A 23,179-nucleotide genomic window follows, 5' to 3' on the forward strand; every position below is an offset into this window, starting at 1 on the left:
TCCGTTGGCGTGTCCTTAAGAGGCCGTCAACAAGAGGCCGTCAACTCCGCGTCACATTCGCGCAGAAGTGCGCCATCTGAAAAACGCGGGTACATCGTTTCCGCCTCCCGGCGGGACCCGTACGTTTCGGCGCCGTAAACTTTGAACACTTGTCCAGTTTTTCTATTGAACACTTGTTCAATGTGCATTACTCTCCTTGGATATGACCTGCGCCATATCAGGGGATACCGCGGATTCTCCGGTTAGGACGGTCAGCCTTTCCCTTCGGAAGAACGATGACCCGCCTTGGGCCTCTGACGGGCACCAGGTAAAAGGAGAGTTTGCAGCATGACAAAAACCACTTACGACTACGTCATCGTCGGCGGCGGAAGCGCGGGTTCCGTGCTCGCGGATCGCCTGAGCGATGGAGGCCAGAGCAGTGTCTTGGTTCTCGAGGCCGGGCGGAGCGACTACCCCTGGGACCTCTTCATCCAGATGCCCGCCGCGCTGACCTTCCCCAGCGGCAACCCGCTCTATGACTGGCGGTACGAGTCGGACCCCGAGCCCTACATGGGCGGCCGGCGCGTGGCCCACGCCCGCGGCAAGGTCCTGGGCGGCTCAAGCTCCATCAACGGCATGATCTTCCAGCGCGGCAACCCGCTCGATTACGAGCGCTGGGGCGCCGACGCCGGTATGGAAACGTGGGACTTCGCGCACTGCCTGCCGTACTTCAACCGGATGGAAAACGCGCTGGCCGCCGACCCGGACGATGAACTGCGCGGACACTCCGGACCACTCGTGCTGGAGCGCGGCCCCGCCACGAACCCGCTGTTCCAGGCCTTCTTCAAGGCGGCCCAGGAGGCCGGCTACCCGCTGACGGACGATGTCAACGGCTACCGCCAGGAGGGTTTCGCCGCGTTCGACCGCAACGTCCACAAGGGCCAGCGGCTCTCCGCGTCCCGTGCCTACCTGCGGCCCAACCGGGGCCGGAAGAACCTGACTGTCCTGACCCGGGCCATGGTCACCAAGGTCAACTTCAAGGGCAACGTCGCCAGCGGCGTCACCTACCGCCGCAACGGACAGACCCACCAGGTGAACGCGGGCGAAGTGATCCTGGCCGGCGGCGCCATCAACACCCCGCAACTGCTGCAGCTCAGCGGTATCGGCGACGCCGCGCACCTGAACTCCCTGGGCATCAACTCGGTGGTAAACCTGCCCGGCGTCGGCGAAAACCTCCAGGACCACCTCGAGGTCTACATCCAGCACGCATGCACCCAGCCGGTCTCCATGCAGCCCAACCTGGACCTGTGGCGCTACCCGCTCATCGGCCTGCAGTGGCTGCTGGGCCGGAAGGGGCCGGCTGCCACCAACCACTTCGAAGGCGGCGGCTTCGTCCGCTCCAACGAGGATGTTGCATACCCGAACCTGATGTTCCACTTCCTGCCGGTCGCGGTCCGCTACGACGGCCAGAAGGCGGATGCCAAGCACGGCTACCAGGTGCACATCGGTCCGATGTACTCCGATGCCCGCGGCACCCTCAAGATCAAGTCCACCGACCCGACCGTCCACCCGTCCATGGTGTTTAACTACCTCTCCACAGACCAGGACCGCCGCGAATGGGTTGAAGCCATCCATGTGGCCCGGGACATCCTCGGCCAGTCCGCGATGCTTCCCTTCAACGGCGGCGAACTTTCGCCCGGCCGGGCCGTACAGACCGACGCCGAGATCCTCGACTGGGTTGCCCGCGATGCTGAGACAGCGCTGCACCCGTCCTGCACGGCGAAGATGGGGCCGGACTCCGATCCCATGGCCGTCGTCAATCCGCTGGACATGACCGTCCACGGCACCAGTGGCCTCCGCGTGGTGGACGCCTCCGCCATGCCGTACGTCACCAACGGCAACATCTACGCCCCGGTCATGATGCTCGCCGAAAAGGCCGCTGACCTGATCGCCGGCAAAACACCCCTGCCGCCGCAGCACACAGAGTTCTACCGCCACGGCCTCAGCCCCCTGGAGCGTAACGGCGCCCCGATCACGGCTGCAGCGGCCGCAAAGGTCTAGGCATGTTGGATATAAAGAACTCCCTGGTCCGCGCACCACACCCCGTAGGAGATACACAATGACCGCCACCGTGGAGCGGGTTCACCACACCGGGAAACCGGAGAACACGATCAAGGGCCTGTACATCGACGGCTCCTGGCAGCAGGCGTCCGACGGCGGAGCCACTATGGTGCGCTGCCCTGCGGACGGGCGTGAGGTTGCGGTCGTCGCCTCGGCCACCGTGCAGGACGCTGAGCGGGCGATCGCCAGCGCACGGGCCGCGTTCGACGACGGCCCCTGGCGGCGGCTTTCGGACATCGAGCGGGGGGCGGTCATGCTCCGCCTCGCGGACCTGCTTGAGCGGGACAAAGCAGCCTACGCGCAGGCCGAGGCCCTCGACACCGGGAAACGCCTCGTCGAAGCCGAGTACGACATCGACGACATCGCCGCATGCTTCCGCTACTACGGCAAGATCGCAGGCCTTGACGCCGGCAGGGTGATCGACACCGGCAGGCCGAATGCCATCAGCCGCGTGGTCTACGAGCCCCTCGGCGTCTGTGCCCTCATCGCACCGTGGAACTACCCGCTCCTCCAGGCGGCGTGGAAGGTGGCCCCGGCACTCACCGCGGGAAACTCGTTTGTGCTCAAGCCCAGCGAGCTTACGCCGTCAACCTCCATCCTGCTCATGGAAACGCTCGCAGAGGCGGGCGTGCCCGCCGGCGTCGCGAATCTCGTGACGGGAAGGGGTTCGAAGGTGGGCGGACCGCTCAGCTCCGACCCGCGCGTCGACCTCGTCTCCCTGACCGGGAGCCTGGCGACGGGGCAGACGATCATGGCTGCCGCCGCCGAAACGGTGAAGCGCGTCGCCTTTGAGCTCGGCGGAAAGAACCCCAACGTCGTCTTCGCCGACGCGGACTGGGATGCCACCGTCGACAACGCCCTTACCGCCGTGTTCCTCCACTCCGGCCAGGTCTGCTCGGCAGGCGCACGACTGGTTGTCGAGGAGTCCATCGCGGAACGTTTCGTGGCGGAGGTGGTGGAGCGGGCGCGGAAAATCCGGATGGGCGGACCGTTTGATCCCGACGCCGAGACGGGACCCCTCATTTCCGCCAAGCACCGCGACCAGGTCCACGCATATGTCCAGGCCGGAATCGCGGAGGGCGCCGAGCTGTTGTGCGGAGGCTACATCCCCGACGAGGGGCCGCTGGCGGACGGTTTTTTCTACCCGCCCACCGTGCTCGGCAGCTGCAGCTCGGGCATGAGCGTGCTGCGGGAGGAGTCGTTCGGCCCGGTGCTTACCGTGGAAACGTTCCGGACCGAGGCCGAGGCCGTGGCGATCGCGAACGACACGGAGTACGGACTGGCCGGTGCGGTATGGACATCGGACGTGTCGAAGGCGCAACGGGTTGCGGGCGCGCTCCGGCATGGGACAGTCTGGATCAACGACTACCACCCGTACGTCCCCCAGGCAGAGTGGGGCGGTTTCGGGAAGTCCGGAATTGGCCGTGAGCTCGGCCGGGCAGGCCTCGACGAGTACCGCGAGGCAAAGCACATCTGGCAGAACATCCAGCCTGCTCCCAGCGGCTGGTTCGGCTCGCCTCCTGAAGAAACGGAGGCGGGCGCAGCCGAGTAGGCAACAGCATTGGGGGAACGGCCGGGCGCCGTACAGCGCGGCGCCCGTCCAAGCGTTTCACCTGCGTCCAATGGCGGCCGCGGGTTATCACCGTCATGCTTTTTTTGACTTAGGAGTTCAGAATGTTGGAACCCAGCAAGAGTACTGATTCAAGCGGCATGGATGAGTTCGGCTATGCCCAGACCCTGGACCGCAGCATTGGGAAGTTTGCCAGCTTCGCGGCCGGCGTCAGCTACATCTCCATCCTCACCGGTGTTTTTCAACTGTTCTACTTTGGTTTCTCAATGGCCGGGCCGGCCTACGCGTGGTCCTGGCCCATCGTCTTCGTCGGCCAGCTCATGGTGGCACTCTGCTTCGCTGAGCTTGCCGGCCGCTATCCCGTGGCCGGCTCCGTGTACAACTGGGCCAAGCGCCTCACCTCCGGCACCTTCTCATGGCTTGCCGGCTGGCTGCTGCTGATCTCCTCGATCATGGCGCTCGGAGCCGTGGCCCTGGCCCTGCAGATTACCCTGCCGCAGCTCTGGTCCGGCTTCCAGATCATCGGCGACGGCACGGGCACCTACGATTTCGCCCTCAACGGGGTATTGCTCGCGAGCATCATGATCGGCATCTCCACGCTGATCAATGCCTTCGGCGTGAAGCTCATGACCAGGATCAACAGCATCGGCGTCTTCGTCGAGCTGATCGCGGCCGTGCTGCTCATCCTCGCCCTCGGCTGGCATGTGGTCCGTGGACCCGAGGTCCTCTTCGACACCGCCGGGTACGGCGCCGAAAACCCCCTGGGCTTCTTCGGAGTGTTCCTGATCGGCGCCATGGCCTCCGGTTACGTGATGTACGGCTTCGACACGGCAAGCTCGCTCGGTGAGGAAACCAAAGACCCCAAGAAGACCGCGCCGAAGGCGATCATCCGCGCGGTCACCGCTTCCTTCCTGCTGGGCGGCCTGATCCTGCTCTTCGGCCTCCTGGCGGCGCCGGACCTCAGCGACCCCAAGCTGGGCTCTGCCGACGGCGGCCTGCAGTACCTCGTGCTCTCGGTCCTGGGCGGGCCGTTCGGCAAGGCATTCCTGGTGTGCATCGTGGTTGCCGTGGTGGTGTGCACCCTGGCAGTCCACGCCGCAGCCATCCGCATGATGTTCGCCATGGCCCGGGACAACAACCTCCCGTTCAGCAGCCAGCTCAGCAAGGTTGACCCGGTCCGCAAGACCCCCACCGTGGCGGCCATCGTGATCGGCGTCCTGGCCGTGATCCCGCTGCTGGTCAACGTGATGCAGCCGGCCATCTTCACCATCCTGTCCAGCATCAGCATCGTCCTGATCTACCTGTCCTACCTCTTGGTTACCGTACCGCTGCTCCGGAAGCGGCTGCAGAGGAAGTGGCCTGCATCCGGCGACAGCTCCGAAGCAGGATTCAGCATGGGCAAGTGGGGCCTGCCCGTGAACATTCTGGCGGTCCTGTGGGGCGGCGCCATGACGCTGAACCTGATCTGGCCCCGTCCGGAGATCTACAACTCGGTACCGCCCTTTGAGTGGTACCTGCAGTGGGGCGGCGTCCTGTTCGTCGTCGCCGTGACCGTGGGCGGGACCCTGCTGTACCGCCTGAAGATCAGGCGCCACACGGGCGTCCTTGCCGAGCACGCAGCGGCCGCCACAGCACATCCTGCACCGGGCTCCGCGCGGAAAGACGCTTCGGCCGCCGGCCAACTCGTACCGGCCTCTGTCCCTGCCGCAGCCGGCGAGACCTCTGTGGACGCGCTTTAGTCAGATCTGAAGCAGCGGCAGCCCCGGACGGGCACCCCATCGCCAACCCCGGCGAAGGGGTGCTTGCCCGGGGCCCTTTCCATTTCCAGGCAGCAGGCCGCCTTGACCAAGGGAAGCAGCGAACAGATGCATTGTCCTTTCTCAATGTAGTTGTCAGTCGCGACGTGGGAACTGACAGGTTGGATGAGAGAAATCTGGCGGATTCCTTCTCATTCAACCTGTCGGTTCCGTAAGTTGTTTACAGGTTCGCGGCGTGGATGGGGAAGGCCTAAGGCGGGCCACTCGATGCCTCGACGGGATGGTCTTCAAAGCGCGTTTTCGATCCGCTGCGCAGCCCGGCGTCGGTGGCTCTCACCGGTGCGGAAGATCGTGCGCGCGATTTCGCTGGCGACCCGATCGCGCCTTTGCTCGGCTGGGTGTGCAGACTTCTGGATCCAGTCTTAGAAGGAGGGTCGGGTTGGTGATGCCCCATCCCCCATAAACCTTCGCCCGAAGTTCTGAAGCCTTTCATGGAGGGTTGGAGTCCCTACAGCCCAGATGACCGTGGCTTCTTCTGAAGTATGGTCTAAGACCGCAAACAAAACGCTGGCATGGCGTCAGGAGAGGCCGGGCTTGTCCCCGTGCCAGCCAGAAAACGGGTGAATGACAGTGACATCTTCCCGCCAGCCGGTATTGAAATGTGCGGGCTCCAACGGTGAGACTCGCAGCGTTGTACGGAACACGGCCGGAGAGCAGGCCTGCCGTGCGTGCCGCACGAGACGCGTCACGCGAACGGCCGCTGCAACTCGCCGCCGAACTGGTGACCGCGACCTGGACCTCGCAGTGGATTGCCGGCCTCCGGCGGACGGGACTGCTCACCAATCGAGAGGACCCAGAGCGCACCATTCGAGACGCGGCGGCGGTGCTCCGCGCGCTGACCGACGCGCAAGGTGCCCCGCTCGCCCAGTCAAGGGTGGAACTAGACGCGAGGCTCCTCGGTGATGCGCACGCACTCGACCGGGATCGACTGCTCCATCAGGTCGTGCTGCGGGGATTGGCGGCCGCCGCGGGCATCCCTATCCCAGACGGCACGCGCGAGCGGGAGCAGCTGTGGGCGAACCATGGGATTGAGCCGGACTTGCTCTCGCGGACCTGCCTCGTCTGGCGGGTTCGCGTCGGCACCGGGGAACCGGCCGGGCGACGACTGAGCGACGCGGCCACGTAACAGAGTGGGACCTCCGGAGGATCAGCTCGTTCGCGTCGGCCGCAGGAACACGGATGCTTGTCTGCGAGAATCCACGGGTAATCGAGGGCATGGCGGAGCGGGGCGTGGATGGCTGGGCGGCGGTATGCACCTCCGGGGAGCCGAATCTGGTCGTGGACAAGGTGCTTGGCAACCTCTCGCGGGCAGGCGTCGACTTGTATTACCACGGCGACTTCGACTGGCCGGGTATGGCCATGGCCAACCGCGTGATTACGAAGTTCTGTGCCCGTCCGTGGCAGATGACGGCCGACGAATACCTGTAAGCGGTGCGACCAGATGGGCCCGCACTTGTCGGCAGGCAGACCGAACCGGCGTGGGAACCAGAGCTGGGGGCCGCCATGCGAAGTCACGGCCGTGCTGTACACGAGGAATCCGTGCTTCCGCTTATTCTCGATGCGTTAGCAGCGAGCCAATAACTTGGCCGACGTCCGAGGCAAGTCTGAAAGTCAGTACACCCTGGGCGCATTTCGGCCCGACAGAACTCCTAAATACGACTGCGTGAGGAGCCGCCTTGCGCCATGCGGGTGATCAGGGCATCACTGCCCATGGGTCTACTGCTCTTGTTGGCTGCTGGGTGTTTCGCGGGTTTCGGGTTTGAGTGTGGCGGCTGCGTCGAGGGCGTCGTCGACGACGATGAGGTAGTTGTCGCGGCCTGCCGCGAGGGGGATGGAGTGGTCGCCGTATTTGTTGTAGGCGAGGTCGACGGCGTCGTCGGCCTTGGTGATGTGGAGCCTGAGTAGGAGTCGGGCGATGTCGAGGGTGTCCTTGTCCCGCTCGGCGGCGATTTTCATGGCCAGGAGTGTTTCGGTGTCTGCGGCCTGGATGGTGAGTCCGTCGAGTTGTTCGAGTTCGACCCAGGTGGCGTTGTCGGGGACGAAGGCTGCCCCGCTGGAGTTGAGCCATTCGGGGGAGAGGTCGTAGTCGGCGGCCATCTCGCTGATGATGGCGTTGACGGTGTCCGGGTCGGCGTAGCTGGCGTCGACGTCGGCGGTGGGGCGGTTGCCGATTCCTTGCAGGATGAGCGCGGCGCCGCCGATGAGTTTGACGTCGCCGTGGACGCCGCGGGCCTTCAGGCGGCGGCCGAGTTCTTGGAGGAGGGCGCGGATTTGTGCGGCGGTGAGTTCTCCGCCGGTCATGCGGTGGCCAGGCTGCGTTCGCGGATGAAAACGTTCATCGCGGCGAGTTCCGGGGGTGTTTCGGACATGGTGAGCTTTTTCATGGGTTCCCGGACGGTCCGGTAGGACTCTGCCGGCAGCCAGGCTTCGGTGAGGGGTCTGATGCGTCTGGTCCATAACGGTGCGGGTTGTCCGAGCCGGTGTGCGGTGTAGTTGGTTATGCCGGCCAGCGCGGCGGACCAGTGGGGTTCCTGGAGCCGGGGGCTGCGGTGCAGCAGCGGTCTTCCGGCTTTGAGGGATGCGGTGGCGTACTCGGCGAGCATTTTGATGGCGAACTCGAAATCCCGGGCACCGATAAGCTGGCTGAACGTTGTCGCGTAGTCCCGTCGTGCCGGGTCGTACTCACTTCCGCGGGGGATAGGTTCGGTGGCTGCCAGGGACAGCCCAAGGGCGTGGAGGACTGCGATGGTTTTTCCGAGTTCGGCCCGTTCGTGACCAGCCTCGAGATCAACGATGAACTTACGCGAGACACCAGCTGCTTCGGCGAGGGCCAGTTGTGAAAGCCCGTGCTCCCGGCGCCGGGCACGGATGAGGTCCCCAGCGGCCGCTGGTGTGTCGATGCTGCCCACGTTCGTCATTTGTCCTCCCTTGCTTAATCCATTATGTCACCGAACGGTGTCATTTGCTGACTATGGCGTTTTCCGGTTGAGTGCAATTGCCCGCGCGCTCCATCTCTCTCATGCCGGTCCGCATCTCTCGCTCTCTGAATGGTTGGGAGGGAGGAAAAACCGCCATGACGCTTAGCGATCCTCGGCCCATGCCCTTCCTCATCTGGCGGTCCTCGATCTTGTCCGTCACTTGTCGTGCCAATGTCCGATCCGAGGAAGCTGACAGCTCACTGGCAGCACTACTGGCTGCCGGCCGTGCGCATAGCGCGAGCCAATGGCCTCCAGAAAAATCCCCGAATCTATGATTTGCGGCACACTCACGCCTCATGGCTGATCCAAGACGGCGTCAACCTGTTCACAATCGCTCGGCGTCTCGGTCACACTTCCACTCGAACGACAGAGCAGGTCTACGGGCACTTATGCGGACGCGCGGTGGCTCAAGGCATCAGGTATAGGCCAAGGGGGAACCCGAAACGCAGCGGGGCGCGGAGCTGAGCGTGGACGAGGCCGATGTCGCGGCGGTCATTGAACAGTGGCCGGAAGCGCAGAAGAAAGTCGCGGAGCAGATGCTGGCCAAGTACGGCCCACCCAATGAGGCCACTCCCACACGACTGACCTGGTACCGGAACGGGCCGTGGAAGCGGACCAAGATCACCAGCGATTCCTTCGTTCACACTGTCCGCCCGCTGCGATTCCGAAGCCGCGAATGTCCTGGGCCTGAACATGGTGCACGAACTTGCAACAGGCAAACGCGACGTTGCAGGCGCACGACACACCTCGGAACAGAACACCGTTGCATACACTCTTGGCCGGGAAGCACCCTACGCCGAGCGGCTCCTGTTTGACATGCCCGAAGGTGGAACCGAAGACCTGGACGAAAGCGCCATCGGCGAAGCCATCACCGAAGAGTTCGCCGGCAAAGTCAAAGACACCCTTGGACACCCAGAAGAACCCACAGACCGATGCAGCCCCGGCTAGGCAGAGCTCTCCACTACTGCGCCCATCACAGTCGGGGGATCAGGAAGCCTTCTCCATCATTAGTCCACAGCAGCAAACCGGATTCCTGTCCCTGCCCTTGTCAGGAGCTGCATCGTGACTGTGATCTCGCGACCACAGGCCGAGTCAGGACACCGATGAACTCTGCCTTCCTGCAAGGCCTCTTTCTCTGGCTCCTCAATTTGGCTAGCCGCTTCGGCCAGAGGATGTGAACGCTGCGGGTTGAGAACGAACCCCCGATCAGGGGCCAGTCGGCTTCGACAAAGCACAGCGCCCTTGTGACCGGTATGTCCTGGACGAGTCTTGACGCGTTGTCTCTGGCCTCCGCCGTCGTGCGAGGTCTCTGGCCTCAGCAGTCGTGCGAGCGTGGCCTCCTGTCTGCTCTTGCAGTGGAAAACTGACGAGCATCCCTCCGCCGGTGGAATGGCGAAGGGATGCTCGTCGGACTGCTGGACCTAATGCTCGCTATCCTGAGGGGCCCAGCCTACAATCCGGCTCCTTCTTTCGACGCGGCCCCGTTGACTGTCAGCACATCAGGAATCTCGCTATCGATGTCCGCCGGGGACCCTGCGGCGCTGTCCTGGACGGACCCAGGCACCAATTGGGGAGCCGACGTTGTGGTTTGGGCGGAAACCGGCGACGGATGTGCTGCGACCGCCGCGGCGTGCTCGGCAAGCACGCCCGTCTGGTAGCGGATCTTCACGCGGTACAGTAAAGCCCCGCCTGCAGTGACGGCGGCAACGAAGATCATCCCGCCCCACTGGAGATACCACTCGAAAGGCGGCACCGAGTTGTAGATTTCCGGCCTCGGCCAGATCAGGTTCAGCGTCATGGCACTGCCCCAGAGCACCGCGAGGATATTTACGGGAAGCCCCCATTTGCCCATGCTGAAGCCGACCTCGGAACGGTCGCCGGACACCGGCCACTTTCGCAGGAGCCGCTTACGCAGCAGAGGCACGGTGACCAGCAGGTAGGACAGGTAGATGAGGACGATGCTGATGCTGGACAGGATTGTGAAAATCGCCGGCTGCATGATGTTGACGAGCAGCGGGATGATGGCCATGACGCCGATGACGATGGCTGCCACGGTTGGCGTCTTGCGGACAGGGTCCACCTTGCTGAGCTGCCTGCTGAAGGGCAGGTTGTTGTCGCGGGCCATGGCGAACATCATGCGGATAGCGGCAGCATGCACGGCAAGGGTGCAGACCACGACGGCCACCACGATACAGGCGAGGAAGGCCTTGCCGAATGGTCCACCAAGGACCGAGAGCACGATGTATTGCAGGCCGCCGTCGGCGGCGCCTACCTTTGGGTCGGTGAGGTCCGGTGCCGCCAGAATCCCAAAGAGCAGGATCAGGCCGCCCAGCAGGAAGGAGGCGATGACGGCGCGCAGGATGGCCTTGGGTGCCGTACGCTTCGGGTCCTTGGTCTCTTCGCCAAGGGAGCTGGCGGTGTCGAAGCCGTACATGACGTAGCCGGAAGCCATCGCTCCGATCAGGAAAACGCCGAAGAAGCCCAGGTCGTGCCCTTCGCCGAATCCAGCGGTGTCGAAGAATACCTCAGGGCCGCGTATCACATGCCAGCCCAGCGCGAGGATGAGCAGCAGGATCGCGCAGCACGCAATCCTGACCAATGCAAAGCTGGTGCCGACCGTCGCGGAGGTCATTCAGGAACACATTGACCTGCTGATTCGCCCTTCGAGCGGAACCACCAGGACGTATCAGACGATGCTCGATCTTCATGTGCGGGACGTCATCGGTCACATCCCAGTGGATAGGCTCGACTATCGCAGGGTCGCTCAGCAAAGACGATCCACAACGCGCACAGATTATTTCGGCGGCCTGAATACGGCCGAACAGTTGAGATATATCCCTCGCAATCCTTGCCGCGGCGTGCAGCTCCGCAGAGCGGCGTCGACGGTCTGTCCGGGGGATGCGCGACCTGCACACCCGACTTCCGCATGACGCGTTGATTTGTTCTTCCACAGGAGCAATTCCGCGCTTCCGCTGGCCAGCCTTCTTGGAAGTCCCAGCCTTCTTGGAAGTCCGGCGCCTACACTGGCGGCAGTCACCGAAGGCGCCACGCGACTGAGCGGATTAGCGCGGCCAGGTGAACGCCTGCTTCAGGCGGAAGGAAGGACGTCCCGGTCCGTATAGGAGCCGGGTCGGGTTGCTGTAGCAGCCTGGCAAACACAGTTGTTCTCTACTTCCACGCGGAGCGTCACGGCTTCACCGCCCTCAAGCTGGAGGACGATGGGCTCGGCGCCGGCGGTTGAAACGCGAATTACGGTTCCTTCGGAGGAGGTTGCAGTCATGGCTGTCCTTTCGTGAGTTTCTTGGGCTCAGTGGGTTGGGGTTCTTTACTTGTTGTGGGATCTGTTGGTGCGGTTCAAGGCTCAGGCCAGGGAGTCCAGCACTCCACGCGCAAATGGCTGCGGAACCGAGGTAAGCGAGGACAATCAGAAACACATCGGGGCGATCACACTGGTTCGTGTGGACCCTGCGCGCGCGCTGCGGACCTGCCTGGCATGGACGCCCCGGTGCAGCCGCGCCGGTATTCGTTACGCAGCGTGATGTGGCGGACATGCTGCGTCTGCGCGTGTGCCCCGTCCCAGGCCATGTGCGCGGACTCGGTAAGGCCGGCCACCCATGAAGCTCGGCCGGCACGTGAGCCGCCGGCCGAGCGGGGTGTCGCGTTGCTCGTGGACGCTGTCGCCACTAACCGATTGGAGTGGGCGGCTGCTCGCCGCGAAGCACGGCGAGCGTGTTGTCGGCGGCGAGCACCGCCATGGCGGTGCGCGTCTCGACGGTGGCCGAGCCGAGGTGCGGCACGAGTGTCACATTCTCTAGGTCCAGCAACTCGGGATGGACCTGGGGCTCGTTCTCGAAGACGTCCAGCCCGGCACCCGCGATGACGCCCTCGTGGAGCGCTGCGGCGAGCGCCGCTTCGTCGACGATAGGTCCGCGTGCGGTGTTGACGAGGTATGTCGAGCTCTTCATCGCTGCGAGCTGCTCCGCGCCGATCAGATGGTGCGTGGCGGCTCCGTAAGGGCAGTGCAGAGAGATGACATCTGAAAGGGTCAGCAACTCGTCGAGGTCGACCTGCCGGGCGCCCAGTTCCGCGGCGATCGCGGGGTCGATCTCGCTGCGCGACTGGTAGACAATGTCCATGCCGAAGGCCTTGGCCCGGCGTGCCGTGGCTTGACCGATTCCGCCCATGCCGACGATCCCGAGGGTCTTGCCCTGCAGGCTGCTGCCGAGCAGGAAGAACATGCCCCACTTCCACGGCTGTCCGGCGCGGATGAGCCGTTCGCCCTCACCGAGCCGGCGGGTTGCCATGAGGATGAGCCCGAACGCGATGTCGGCGGTCGCCTCTGTGAGCACGCCGGGCGTGTTCGTGGCGATGATACCCCGCCCGGTGCAGGCCGGTACGTCGATGTTGTCATAGCCGACGGCGACGTTAGAGACAACCTTGAGCTGCGGGCCCGCGGCGTCGAGCAGTTCCGCGTCGATGCGTTCGGTGAGCAGGCTCACGACGGCATCGGCGCCGGCTACTCGTCGAAGGAGCTCCTCGCGGCCAATCGACTCCGGACCCTCCCAGGCATCGACCTCGTGCTCGGCGCGAAGCTTCTCGATCGCGGCGTCGGGTACTCGTCCCGTTACGACGACCCGGCTCATGCTGTCTCGATCCATTCGCGCAGGCGTCCGAGGCCCTCGCGGATATCTGGTGCCTCAATACCCGAGTAGGCAAGACGGATGTACTGCCGCTCCTCACCGGGCAGCCGTCGGCCGAAGTGTTCACGCGTGCAGAAGGAGACGCCGGTCTTGTACAGGGCGTCAGAGGCGAAGTCGCCGACTTCCGTGTAACCCATGCGCTCCATGGCCTTGGTGACGTCGGGGAACAGGTAGAACGTCGACTGCGGCACGGCGACGTGCATGCCGGGGATGGCATTCACGAGCTCGCACGCGGTGTCGCGACGCGTTTGCAGGGTGTCAAGCATCTGCTGCACGGAATCCTGGGGACCCCGGAGCGCTTCCACGCCGGCCCACTGCACATAGTGTGTCGTGCAGGACTCATCGTTGGTGTTGAGCGTGCTGAGCACCTGGGCGATCTCTCGCGGGGCGACGGCGCAGCCGAGGCGTGAGCCGGTCATGGCGAACTTCTTGCTGAACGTGTAGAGGATGACGGTACGCTCGGCCATGCCGGGAAGCGATGCGATCGAGCTCGAGACCCCCTCATAGCGAGTCTCGAAGTAGGCCTCGTCGGAGAGTACCCAGAGGTCGTGTTCGATCGCGAGCTGTGCGATGGCCTCGCGCTCGGCGGCAGTTGACTCGGCTGAGATGGGGTTCTGCAGGTCGTTGTAGATGATTGCAACCGTGTTCGGGGTGATCGATGAGCGGATCTGCTCGAGGTCGATCGCGAAGCCCGTGCTCGTGGGCAAATAGCGGTACGGCACGGCCGTGCCGCCGAGGTATTCGATCTGTGATTCATAAATGGGGAAGCCGGGGTTCGGATAGAGCACTTCCTGGCCGGGGTTCATGACCGCCTGCAGGAATTTCGTGATGACGGGCTTGCCGCCGGTCATCACCACCACGCTGTCGGGGGAGAGCCCGATCCCGCGGCGTGAGCCGATGTCGTCGGCTAGGGCCTCGCGCAGTTGCGGGATTCCAGGGCCGGGGCAGTAGCCCGTGTAGCCGTCAGCGATAGCCCGGTTCATCGCCTCCACAATGTTCGGGGCGGTGGGGATGTTGATATCCCCTAGATGGAAGGGATAGACCAGATTCCCCTTCGCCTTCCAAGCGGCCGCGGCCTGGGCGACGCTGAACGCGGTTTCGGTACCCAAACGTTTAAGCCGGTGCGCGAGTTGCTGCATGCTTTCCACTCCTCATCGAGGTTTATCGATCCTGGGGAGATCCAACCCTAGTATAGAACTAATATATAAGATTGCGATATTTGATGTACAGATGGATCTCAGGCGAAACAGCGCCAAGAATTCCGACCAGCTAGTTTTCGCTACTTTCGTTCGGCCGGAGTCCGTCGGCTGGGTCGAAGGACTCGTAGGGATCGCTAGGCGTGGACTAATCGACCCGGCGGGACGTTAGCCAGTCCGACATCGGCAGGTTCGGTTTCGGTGCGTTCGGGATCTGTGTCTGGCCAGTTCAGTGCCAGGACCACTTCGCCGAAGACTTCGTCGGGGTCGAGGCGGCGGAGTTCCTCGGCGAGGCAGTCGCGGAGGCTGCGGCGGGGGAGGGAGATGCGTTGGGCGGGTTGTCCTGGCTGGGTGAGTTCGGCGATGGAAAGTCCGGGACGGAAGAGCTGTATGTCGCCGCCGGGCCGGGTGAGGCGGACGCGTCTGATGCCGGTGCCGGCTGGGCCCGCGACGATGGTCACGGGTGCGTCGAGGGTGAGGGTGAGCCAGGCCGCGAGCAGGACGGTGCTGGGTGAGTCCGAGGCGCCCTCAACGGCGACGGCGGTGACGGGGGAGGAGTCGACCTGGTCCAGGACTGCGGCGAGCTGGATGCGCCAGTTCGTCAGCCTGGTCCAGGCGAGGTCGGTGTCTCCGGCCTTGTAGGTGGCGCGGATGTTCTCCAGCGCCAGTTGCGGGTCCGCTTCGTTGGCAGAGTCCGTGATCCGGCGGTGCGCGATCCGTCCAACCGAAGTTTCACAGGCGTTCGCGGGTGCGCCGTGGGGCCACCAGGCCACGATCGGGGCGTCCGGGAGCAGCAGGGCAGCGATTAGGGAGTCGCTTTCGTGGGCGAGTTCACCGTAGCCGCGAAGCACGATCACTTCGGACGCACCGGCGTCCCCGCCGACCCGGACCTGGGCGTCGAGGCGGTTCGGGGCGGACGAGCAGGCGCCGGCGAGGACGATGATCCGGCAGGGGTGTTCCTTGCTGGCTTCGTTCGCAGCCTCGATCGCTTCCTCTTCGTGACCGGATTTGGTCACGACCACAAGGGTCAGCACCCGGCCCAAGGCGATGACACCGCCCTGTTCACGTAGGGCGGTGATCTTCTTGGCGATCTTCGAGGTGGTGGTGTCGGGGAGATCTACGATCATGGCCTTCTCCAGGTTCGTCCGTCACGGGCCAGCAGTTCATCGGCCGACGCGGGCCCCCAGCTGCCCGGTGCGTAGGGCTCGGGCTGTTCCTTCAGCTGTGCCCAGTACTCCTCGAACGGGTCAAGGATCTTCCAGGACAGCTCGACTTCCTCGTGCCGCGGGAACAGGGGCGGTTCGCCCAGGAGGACGTCCAGGATGAGCCGTTCGTAGGCTTCCGGACTGGATTCCGTGAAGGAGTGCCCGTAGCCGAAGTCCATGGTCACGTCGCGGACTTCCATCTGGGTGCTCGGGACCTTGGAGCCGAAGCGGATGGTCACGCCTTCGTCGGGCTGGACCCGGATCACCACGGCGTTCTGGCCGAAGTCGTCCTCATCGTGGTCGCGGAACAGCAGGTTGGGTGCGCGTTTGAACACGACGGCGATTTCGGTCACCCGCCGGCCCAGGCGTTTGCCGGCGCGCAGGTAGAACGGCACCCCTGACCAGCGGCGGGTATGGATGTCCACCCGGATTGCTGCAAAGGTCTCGGTGGTCGAATCCGCCGGGATGCCGTCTTCCTGAAGGTAGCCCTGGACCTGTTCCCCGCCCTGCCAGCCGCCGGCGAACTGCCCGCGTGCTGAGTGGGTGGAGAGGTCCTCGGGGAGCTTGACCGCGGCGAGGACCTTTTCCTTCTCGGCGCGCAGGTCATCGGCATCAAAGGAGATCGGTTCCTCCATCGCGGTCAGGGCCAGCAGCTGGAGCAGGTGGTTCTGGATCACATCGCGGGCCGCGCCCACGCCGTCGTAATACCCTGCCCGGCCGCCGGTGCCGATGTCCTCGGCCATGGTGATCTGGACGTGGTCCACGTAGTTGGCGTTCCACAGCGGCTCGAACAGCTGGTTGGCGAAGCGCAGCGCCAGGATGTTCTGCACTGTCTCCTTGCCCAGGTAATGATCGATCCGGAAAACCGCGTCCGGCGGGAACACCGACTCGACAATGTCATTCAGCGCCCGGGCGGACTCCAGGTCGTGCCCGAACGGCTTCTCGATCACCACCCGGCGCCACTTCTCACCCTCTGCCTGCGCCAGCCCATGCTTGGACAACTGGCGGCAGACCTGCTCAAACGCCTTCGGCGGGATCGAGAGGTAGAACGCGTGGTTCCCGCGGGTGCCGCGGACATCGTCTAGTTCCTTGATCGTCTCGCCGAGCCGCTCAAACGCACCATCGTCGTCGAACTCGCCTTGAACAAACCGGATGCCCTCAGACAACTGGTTCCACACCGCCTCATCAAAAGGCGTCCGCGCATAGGCCTGCACCGACGCCTTCACCTCGGTAGCGAAATCCTCCTTGTCCCACTCACGGCGGGCGAAACCCACCAGCGCGAAACTCGGCGGCAACAAACCCCGGTTAGCGAGGTCATACACGGCAGGCATGAGCTTCTTGCGTGCAAGGTCACCGGTCACGCCGAAGAGCACCAGCGAGGATGGACCGGCAATCCGGTTCAAGCGGCGGTCACGCGAATCCCGAAGCGGATTTCTTGTTCGGGCTGACCGGGCGAGGGTATCTGGCATTTGCTGCTTTCTGGCGGAGAACAGTATTGGGGCCGGGGGGCACCAGATGATGCGGCGGCCGGCACCTTCCGGTGCCGGCCGCCGCATCATGGGTGGGAATCAGACGATGGCGGCCTTGAGTTCCTTGGCTGCCAGTGCGGGATCGGCTGCACCGTAGATGGCACCGCCGGCTACCGCAACCTCAGCGCCTGCCCGCTGGACGGCGTCGATGGTGGAGAGGTTGACGCCGCCGGCCACCGAGAACGGGACACGTGCTTCGGCGCCGGCACTGAGCAGTCCATTGAGGTCGAAGCCAGGCAGGGCCTGCTCGTCCAGGCCTGCGTGGAACTCCACGAACTTGGCGCCAAGCGCCCGGGCTTCCTTGGCACGGGTGACTTTGTCCGGCACACCAATGAGGTCAACGACGATGCCTTTGTTGTGTGCACGGGCAGCCTTCACGGCACCGGCGATGGTTGAATCGTCGGCGCTTCCCAGCACGGAGACGAGGTCGGCGCCGGCCTTGAAGGCGATGTCGGCTTCAAGTTCTCCGGCATCCATGGTCTTCATGTCGGCGAAGACCATCTTGTCAGGGTGGGCCTGCTTGACGGCGGTGATAGCGGTAAGTCCGGCCGCCTTGATCAGCGGGGTACCCAGTTCGATGATGTCAACGTACTCGGCGACCTTGCCGGCCAGCTCGAGCGCGTCTTCGGTGGTCAGGAGGTCCATAGCTACCTGAAGCTTCATGATGTTTCTCTTTCTGTTGTTATGGGTGTTGGTGTGGCGGGTGGGAACTTATTCCAGGTTTGCGTGCCGAAGCCAGAGCTCTTCAGCCGGTGCGTCGGTGTGGATCCACAGGGTCTGGAAGATGGACTCGGTCAGGACGAAGAGGACCTGCTCGAAGAGGCTCCCGGAGTATTGGCGCGTGACGCCGGAGCCGTGGTCTGTTTTTTGAGCGGCAGGCACGATGACAACCGTGTCCGCGAGCTCGGCGAGGCGGGAGCCGGGGTTGGTGGTCACGGCAGCCACCCGTGCGCCGGACGCCGCCGCAGTTTCGGCAGCCTTGACCACGCCCGCTGTGGTGCCGGAGCCGGAAGCTACCAGGAGCAGATCCCCGGCGCGGATTGCAGGAGTCGTGGTATCCCCGGCTACATGGACATTCAGGCCGAGGTGCATCAGCCGCATTGCCGCCATCCGGAGAACGAGGCCGCTTCGGCCGGCGCCGGAGACGAAAATCCGTTCCGCGGAGCGGATGGACGCTGCCAGGGCTTCGAGCTGGTCTCCGTCGACCTGGCCTGCGGTGCTGGTGACTTCCTCGGCAACGAGGGACAAGTTTGTGAGGATTGCTCTTGCGTTGATCCGGATTGGGGAATCAAGTGCGGTTGGACCCAAGGTAATTCCTTCGCGTTGGTAGAGTCGTCCACCCATCAGCTGGGATGTGTGCCGCAATCAATCCTGCCGCCGCAAAGGTATGGGTGTAACGCCCTCTCCCGGTGGTTTTGGCTATGCTTTCGGGTAGTCCCACATTTGCTTGTCTCCGAAAGGATGCTGACGTGACCTCGCCTGCACCCGGGCACGCGCCCGTTCAACCACCCGGCAACCCCGGCGACCCAGGCCTGCCGTGGCCGCTGCTGAACTCCATCGCGGCGGTGACGGATGCGCCGCTGACCTCCATTGCCGACGCGCTGCGTGACGCCTTGGCCCCCTATCTCGGCAGCAGCGCATTGGTCATCTTCACTGAGGACTGCACTGGCAGGCCGCAGAAGAAGGCCGGCCGGGACACCATCATTTCGCGGGTCTCGATCGATGAACTGGACAGTCTCCGGGCCGCCCTAGAGGGCGAGGATCCCTGGCTGGGGGAAGCGGTGATTGCTGCGCAGGAGTGCCCGGTCCTCGCCATGAAGTACCTCCCCAGCGGCGCCCTGCTGGTGGTCACGCACCCCGTGAATGCCGATGCCGCAAGAGGCATTGATGATGAACACCGAAAGATTGTGAAATACCTTTGGCACCTTGCCGCGCGCCGGATCCAGGAGAAAGTTGCGGATGCGCCGCCCTCATATCTGCTGGAGTCAAGGGCGGCGTCGGCTGAGCGCCTGCGCGTGACATCCGAGTTGGTGGACCAGCACGCCACCACGCTCGAAACAGTCGCTGCGGCCCTGCGCTCGACAGCTCTGGACGATGCCTCGTCGCGGACAACGGCCACCGACCTGGTGGCCAAGGCCCTGGTGCGCCTGCGCACACAGAGTGACAGGACCACGGACCTGGTGGAAGAACCGGTGGCAAGGGCGTTTGAGCGCCTCCGGGAGGACCTCCTCCCGCTGACGCGCTTTAGTGGCGTGGATGTGCAGTTTATCGAACCTCCACTAAACGGACGGGCGCTGCCGGGGGAAGTCGCCCACGCCGCCCGGGCCATCGTGCGGGGCCTGCTGCTGGCCATGATGGACCAGCCGGAGGTCCGCAGGGTCCGCGCCCAGTGGGATTGTGACGGCGAGAACTTGCTCATCAACGTCCGCGACGATGGCGGCGGCTCCCTTTCCGTCGAGGCGCCCAGTATGGGCAGGCTGGACCGGAGGGTCCAGGCCTTGGACGGAAAAATGCAGGTGGAGATCGTTCCCGGCTGGGGGGCCGATGTCTCTGTGGTCCTCCCGCTTGATGCCCCGCAGGCGACTCCGGCCGACGTCAGCGCCTGGAACCTTGGCGGCCGTGAACTGGAAGTTCTGCAGCATCTGGCAGCGGGCCAGCGAAACAGGTCCATCGCAGGCGCCCTGAACATCAGCGAAAACACCGTCAAGTTCCATGTGGGAAACATCTTCCGGAAAATGGGCGTCAGCTCGCGCACGGAGGCCATCGCACTGGCCGCCAGTTCCGGGCTTCGCTGACGCCTGCCGCTTGCGATCGGTGGCGCGACGCCGTCGACGCCGGCTAGCCTCCGATGGCGCTCATGCTGCGCTCCGGCTGCACAAAGCCATCTGTTCCGAGGCCTGCGTGGTCCATTCCGTGAGCCTTGGGTTTGGCCCACATGGCATCCTGCCAGCGGTCCACGAGTTCGTCGTCATGCGCGCCTGACCGCAGCAGCCCCAGGAGGTCAAACTCCTCCCGGGAGAACAGGCAGCTCATGATTTTTCCCTCAGCCGTAATGCGGGTGCGCCGGCAGTCCGCACAAAAGGGTTCAGTGACGGATGCGATGATCCCCACTGTGCCGAGGACAGGGCCGGAGGGTTCTGCGGTGGATGCGTTCCGGCGTCGTACTTCAAACCGCTCCGCCGGGGCGCCGTCCCGCAGCTGCCGGTCCCGCTCCAGGACAAAGTCCGTTGACAGCAGGGTGCGGATTTCGAGGGCGGTGATCATCTCCCGCTGGGTCCAGCCACGCTGGGCGTCCAACGGCATTTGTTCAATAAAGCGGAGCTCGACGTCCCGGTCGAGCGCCCATGCCAGCAGCGCCGGGGCTTCCTGGTCATTGATGCCGCGCATCAGCACTGCGTTAATTTTGACCGGCCCCAGGCCAGCGGCGCGGGCTTCCTCAACGCCGGCGAGCACTTTGCTGAGGAAGGGGCGCCGCGTCAGTTGCGTGAATGTCTCTTCGTGCAGCGAATCGAGGGACACGTTGATCCGGGTAAGCCCGGCGTCCTTGAGCGCCTGCGCCTTCTGTGCAAGCCCTACCCCGTTCGTGGTCATGGAGATGGGAAGCCGGGGGTGGTGTTTCCGCAGCCCGGCGATAATATCCACGAGGTCCGGCCTGGCCAGAGGCTCTCCGCCTGTGAGGCGAAGTTCCCGGACGCCAAGGCGCTCGACGCCGATGCCCACTATTCTCTGGATCTCCCCGGCCGTCATCACGGCTTGCTTCGGCAGCCACTGCAGTCCGTCAGCCGGCATGCAGTAGGTGCAGCGAAGGTTGCATTTGTCCGTGACAGAGAGCCGCATGTCGGTTGCCTGGCGGCCAAAACGGTCCACGAGCGCCTGTGTGAGTCCTGCTGGACGGGGTGACGGCGCCTGCTTGTTGCCCGTTGCGCGGAGTACCGGGATTCCCAGCTGCACGGTCATGGTTCGCGGGAATGGGACATGGGGGAGTTACTCCTTCATCGGTAAATGGAAAGCCCTGGTGGCATGTGTCCAGGAAGGCCACATGCCACCAGGGCGGGGAATGTCTTGTTACTTGCTGTCGGGATTACCCACTGTAGGGATGCTGCCCGTGTGGGTGCCGCCGTGGTGGGAGTCCGGGTCCGGACATGAGTCAGCGCAATCATGCTTCGTGACAAGGTCGAATTGAACACCGCCATGCTGTTCCACGCCAGTCCTGATGGCCCGTTCGACGACCGATGTAGCCAGCCGCTTTCGCAGGGACAGTGGATCGCGGCGCAGGTCCTTGGCGAGGGCAAAGCAGAGCAGGAGCATAACGACGATGAACGGTAACGCTGCGACGATGGTGATGCGTTGCAGGCCGGCCAAGGCCTCCGAGGGTTCGTCGCCGCCGGCCAGCATCATGACCGCAGCTACGGCGCCGGTGAGGCTGCCCCAGAAGATCACCACTCCGCGGCGGGGGTTCTCGGCGCCGTTGGAGCTGAGCGATCCCATCACGATGGAAGCGGCATCGGCGCCGGTGACAAAGAAGATCGCCACCAGGACCATGGCCAGCACGATGACACCAACAGTAAGCCAACCGGGCATGCCAAGGTTCTTGACCAGGTCGAAGAGTGCACCGTCGAAGTTGACGGACGAGACGCCGTCGACCGTGGTCACCAGCCCGGGTGTGCCTGCCTTATCGGCTTCCTGCTGGATGTGGAAAGCCGCTCCGCCGAATATACCAAACCAGATCACGCTGACGAGGCTGGGCACCAGCAGCACGCCGGTGACGAACTGGCGGATGGTGCGGCCACGGCTGATGCGGGCAATAAACATGCCAACGAAGGGCGTCCAGGAGATCCACCAGGCCCAGTAGAAGATGGTCCACCCGGTCATCCAGCTCCGAAGGGCCTCATCGCCGACCGCTTCGGTCCGGGAGGACATCTCGGCCAGGTCGCGGGCGTAGTCGCCGACAGCGGACGGGATCAGGTTGAGGATGAACAGGGTTGGGCCGGCAACGAAAACGATGAGGGCCAGAACAACGGCCAGGACCATGTTGATGTTGGAGAGCCACTGAATACCGCGGCTGATGCCGGAGACGGCCGAAGCTACGAAGCAGAAGGTCAGGACTGAGACGATCACCACGAGGAACGGAGTGCCGATTTCGCCGAACCAGCCGTTGGAGGTCATACCGCTGCCGATCTGCAGGGCGCCGAGGCCCAGGGAAGCGGCCGTACCAAAGAGGGTGGCGAAGATGGCCAGGATGTTGATGAACTTCCCGAGGGGCCCTTCCACCATCCTGATGCCGAAGAGTGAGGTGAAGGCAGCCGAGACCAGTTGCCTGCGGCCCAGACGGTAGGTGCCGTACGCCATGGCTATACCTACCACTGCGTACATTGCCCAGGGGTGCAGGGTCCAGTGGAAGATCGAGGTGGCCATGGCCGTCTGGATCGCTGCGGGGGTACGGCCGTCCACGGTTCCGGGTGGGGGAGAGATGTAGTGGTAGAGCGGTTCGGCTACGCCGTAGAACATCAGTCCGATGCCCATGCCGGCGGCGAACATCATTGCGACCCAGGAGACGGTACGGAATTCGGGTTTCTCGCCGTCCTTGCCCAGCGGGATGTTGCCGAACTTGCCGAGGGCGAGCCACAGCACAAAGATGACGAACAGGGAGGCCAGGACCATAAAGAGCCAGCCGGTGTACTCCATGACCCAGTTCAGGGCGGTTGTGGAGGTAGCGGAGAGGCTGTCACGGCCCACGAAGCCCCAGACCACAAAGGCGATGGCGATGACGCCAGTGATTCCGAACGTTACTTTGTCGAGGGTGAGCGAGTGGTTCCGGCGTCGGGAGACGGCTTGCTCGGTCTTGGCGTTGCGCAGCTCCTCCAGGATCTGCTCGTACTCTTCGGCGTCCGGCAGTGCCGCGGCGCCTGCCTCCTCCGGATCGAGGACTGCGGGGTTGGTGTCTTCTTCTTTGGAGACACTGATGACTTGTTTGGTGTTGCGCGAACTTTCGGGTTCTTCGCTAGGGTGAGTCCCTGCCACACCGTTATCGGCAGGCAGCTCCTCAGGTGTGAGGGGTTTTAGGTCACTATTAATGGCCATGAG

18 protein-coding genes and 2 pseudogenes are annotated in these 23,179 nt (G+C 64.1%); 8 read left to right on the forward strand and 12 right to left on the reverse strand.

Translation table 11 applies throughout. The features are described from left to right. The first annotated feature begins 327 nt into the window (after positions 1-327). From betA to J7E82_RS20420, 5 genes and pseudogenes are all read left to right on the forward strand, one after another. Complete coding sequence (betA, locus tag J7E82_RS01265) at positions 328-2,040, forward strand: choline dehydrogenase (RefSeq protein ID WP_214859570.1); 1,713 nt, start codon at positions 328-330, stop codon at positions 2,038-2,040. Between the two features lie 58 nt (positions 2,041-2,098). Continuing rightward, on the forward strand, positions 2,099-3,652 hold the full coding sequence (locus J7E82_RS01270; protein WP_214859572.1) for an aldehyde dehydrogenase family protein: 1,554 nt from the start codon (positions 2,099-2,101) through the stop codon (positions 3,650-3,652). Positions 3,653-3,774: 122 nt separating this feature from the next. After that, positions 3,775-5,409 (forward strand): APC family permease, encoded by a 1,635-nt coding sequence (locus J7E82_RS01275; RefSeq protein WP_214859574.1) that lies wholly within the window; start codon positions 3,775-3,777, stop codon positions 5,407-5,409. Positions 5,410-6,118: 709 nt separating this feature from the next. Next, complete coding sequence (locus J7E82_RS01280; RefSeq protein ID WP_214859576.1) at positions 6,119-6,613, forward strand: TIGR02679 domain-containing protein; 495 nt, start codon at positions 6,119-6,121, stop codon at positions 6,611-6,613. Between the two features lie 53 nt (positions 6,614-6,666). Next, positions 6,667-7,068, forward strand: a pseudogene (locus J7E82_RS20420) (DUF2399 domain-containing protein). Positions 7,069-7,203: 135 nt separating this feature from the next. Here the strand turns inward: J7E82_RS20420 and J7E82_RS01295 are convergent. Both J7E82_RS01295 and J7E82_RS01300 read right to left on the reverse strand, forming a co-directional pair. Continuing rightward, positions 7,204-7,788 (reverse strand): DUF6036 family nucleotidyltransferase, encoded by a 585-nt coding sequence (locus J7E82_RS01295; RefSeq protein WP_251041263.1) that lies wholly within the window; start codon positions 7,786-7,788, stop codon positions 7,204-7,206. After that, positions 7,785-8,405: a helix-turn-helix transcriptional regulator gene (locus J7E82_RS01300; RefSeq protein ID WP_214859580.1), complete on the reverse strand. Its 621-nt coding sequence runs from the start codon at positions 8,403-8,405 to the stop codon at positions 7,785-7,787. The genes J7E82_RS01295 and J7E82_RS01300 overlap by 4 nt, the downstream gene beginning before the upstream one ends. Before the next feature lie 231 nt (positions 8,406-8,636). On the opposite strand from J7E82_RS01300, the gene J7E82_RS01305 reads away from it, so the two are divergent. Both J7E82_RS01305 and J7E82_RS01310 read left to right on the forward strand, forming a co-directional pair. Further along, positions 8,637-8,930, forward strand: a complete 294-nt coding sequence (locus tag J7E82_RS01305; protein WP_214859581.1) for a tyrosine-type recombinase/integrase — start codon at positions 8,637-8,639, stop codon at positions 8,928-8,930. A gap of 228 nt (positions 8,931-9,158) precedes the next feature. Next, the gene (locus J7E82_RS01310; RefSeq protein ID WP_214859582.1) at positions 9,159-9,413 is read left to right on the forward strand and encodes a hypothetical protein; all 255 of its coding nucleotides are present in this window, start codon (positions 9,159-9,161) and stop codon (positions 9,411-9,413) included. Between the two features lie 502 nt (positions 9,414-9,915). Here the strand turns inward: J7E82_RS01310 and J7E82_RS01315 are convergent. From J7E82_RS01315 to hxlB, 8 genes and pseudogenes are all read right to left on the reverse strand, one after another. Beyond that, positions 9,916-11,043: pseudogene (locus J7E82_RS01315) on the reverse strand (APC family permease); the annotation flags it as partial. A 510-nt stretch (positions 11,044-11,553) separates the two neighbouring features. Further along, positions 11,554-11,745: a hypothetical protein gene (locus J7E82_RS01320; protein ID WP_214859584.1), complete on the reverse strand. Its 192-nt coding sequence runs from the start codon at positions 11,743-11,745 to the stop codon at positions 11,554-11,556. 403 nt (positions 11,746-12,148) lie between these two features. Continuing rightward, a complete protein-coding gene (locus J7E82_RS01325; protein WP_214859591.1) occupies positions 12,149-13,108 on the reverse strand; it encodes a D-glycerate dehydrogenase in 960 nt (319 codons plus the stop codon). Then, entirely contained in the window at positions 13,105-14,304 is a 1,200-nt protein-coding gene (locus J7E82_RS01330) for a pyridoxal phosphate-dependent aminotransferase (protein ID WP_214859592.1), read from the reverse strand. The genes J7E82_RS01325 and J7E82_RS01330 overlap by 4 nt, the downstream gene beginning before the upstream one ends. Before the next feature lie 194 nt (positions 14,305-14,498). Next, complete coding sequence (locus J7E82_RS01335) at positions 14,499-15,488, reverse strand: glucose-6-phosphate dehydrogenase assembly protein OpcA (RefSeq protein WP_251041264.1); 990 nt, start codon at positions 15,486-15,488, stop codon at positions 14,499-14,501. Further along, positions 15,485-17,035 carry a glucose-6-phosphate dehydrogenase gene (gene zwf / locus J7E82_RS01340; RefSeq protein ID WP_214859593.1) on the reverse strand — a complete coding sequence of 517 codons (1,551 nt, stop codon included), beginning with the start codon at positions 17,033-17,035 and terminating at the stop codon, positions 15,485-15,487. Before zwf ends, J7E82_RS01335 begins: the two co-directional genes overlap by 4 nt. A 99-nt stretch (positions 17,036-17,134) precedes the next feature. Then, entirely contained in the window at positions 17,135-17,758 is a 624-nt protein-coding gene (gene hxlA, locus J7E82_RS01345; RefSeq protein WP_214859594.1) for a 3-hexulose-6-phosphate synthase, read from the reverse strand. A gap of 48 nt (positions 17,759-17,806) precedes the next feature. Next, positions 17,807-18,403 carry a 6-phospho-3-hexuloisomerase gene (gene hxlB / locus J7E82_RS01350; protein WP_251041265.1) on the reverse strand — a complete coding sequence of 199 codons (597 nt, stop codon included), beginning with the start codon at positions 18,401-18,403 and terminating at the stop codon, positions 17,807-17,809. Between the two features lie 239 nt (positions 18,404-18,642). Here hxlB and J7E82_RS01355 point away from each other — a divergent pair, with 239 nt between their 5' ends. Then, on the forward strand, positions 18,643-19,890 hold the full coding sequence (locus J7E82_RS01355) for a response regulator transcription factor family protein (protein WP_251041305.1): 1,248 nt from the start codon (positions 18,643-18,645) through the stop codon (positions 19,888-19,890). Between the two features lie 43 nt (positions 19,891-19,933). Here the strand turns inward: J7E82_RS01355 and moaA are convergent, their stop codons facing one another. Together moaA and J7E82_RS01365 are read right to left on the reverse strand one after the other, a co-directional pair. After that, on the reverse strand, positions 19,934-21,052 hold the full coding sequence (gene moaA, locus J7E82_RS01360; protein ID WP_214859599.1) for a GTP 3',8-cyclase MoaA: 1,119 nt from the start codon (positions 21,050-21,052) through the stop codon (positions 19,934-19,936). A gap of 108 nt (positions 21,053-21,160) precedes the next feature. After that, positions 21,161-23,176, reverse strand: coding sequence for a BCCT family transporter (locus J7E82_RS01365; protein ID WP_251041266.1), 2,016 nt, complete (start codon positions 23,174-23,176; stop codon positions 21,161-21,163). Between the last annotated feature and the right edge of the window lie 3 nt (positions 23,177-23,179).

Origin of the sequence: Arthrobacter sp. ISL-30 (assembly GCF_018613855.1) — a bacterium.
GTDB lineage: Bacteria > Actinomycetota > Actinomycetes > Actinomycetales > Micrococcaceae > Arthrobacter.

Bases quoted from the DNA above. Each gene is read 5' to 3' on its own strand.
- J7E82_RS01305 (WP_214859581.1), top strand. From the start codon at position 8,637: ATGTCCGATCCGAGGAAGCTGACAGCTCACTGGCAGCACTACTGGCTG.
- hxlA (WP_214859594.1), bottom strand. From the start codon at position 17,758: ATGAAGCTTCAGGTAGCTATGGACCTCCTGACCACCGAAGACGCGCTC.
- J7E82_RS01295 (WP_251041263.1), bottom strand. From the start codon at position 7,788: ATGACCGGCGGAGAACTCACCGCCGCACAAATCCGCGCCCTCCTCCAA.
- J7E82_RS01365 (WP_251041266.1), bottom strand. From the start codon at position 23,176: ATGGCCATTAATAGTGACCTAAAACCCCTCACACCTGAGGAGCTGCCT.
- J7E82_RS01270 (WP_214859572.1), top strand. From the start codon at position 2,099: ATGACCGCCACCGTGGAGCGGGTTCACCACACCGGGAAACCGGAGAAC.
- J7E82_RS01325 (WP_214859591.1), bottom strand. From the start codon at position 13,108: ATGAGCCGGGTCGTCGTAACGGGACGAGTACCCGACGCCGCGATCGAG.
- zwf (WP_214859593.1), bottom strand. From the start codon at position 17,035: ATGCCAGATACCCTCGCCCGGTCAGCCCGAACAAGAAATCCGCTTCGG.
- betA (WP_214859570.1), top strand. From the start codon at position 328: ATGACAAAAACCACTTACGACTACGTCATCGTCGGCGGCGGAAGCGCG.
- J7E82_RS01300 (WP_214859580.1), bottom strand. From the start codon at position 8,405: ATGACGAACGTGGGCAGCATCGACACACCAGCGGCCGCTGGGGACCTC.
- J7E82_RS01335 (WP_251041264.1), bottom strand. From the start codon at position 15,488: ATGATCGTAGATCTCCCCGACACCACCACCTCGAAGATCGCCAAGAAG.
- J7E82_RS01275 (WP_214859574.1), top strand. From the start codon at position 3,775: ATGTTGGAACCCAGCAAGAGTACTGATTCAAGCGGCATGGATGAGTTC.
- J7E82_RS01320 (WP_214859584.1), bottom strand. From the start codon at position 11,745: ATGACTGCAACCTCCTCCGAAGGAACCGTAATTCGCGTTTCAACCGCC.
- J7E82_RS01330 (WP_214859592.1), bottom strand. From the start codon at position 14,304: ATGCAGCAACTCGCGCACCGGCTTAAACGTTTGGGTACCGAAACCGCG.
- moaA (WP_214859599.1), bottom strand. From the start codon at position 21,052: ATGACCGTGCAGCTGGGAATCCCGGTACTCCGCGCAACGGGCAACAAG.
- J7E82_RS01310 (WP_214859582.1), top strand. From the start codon at position 9,159: ATGGTGCACGAACTTGCAACAGGCAAACGCGACGTTGCAGGCGCACGA.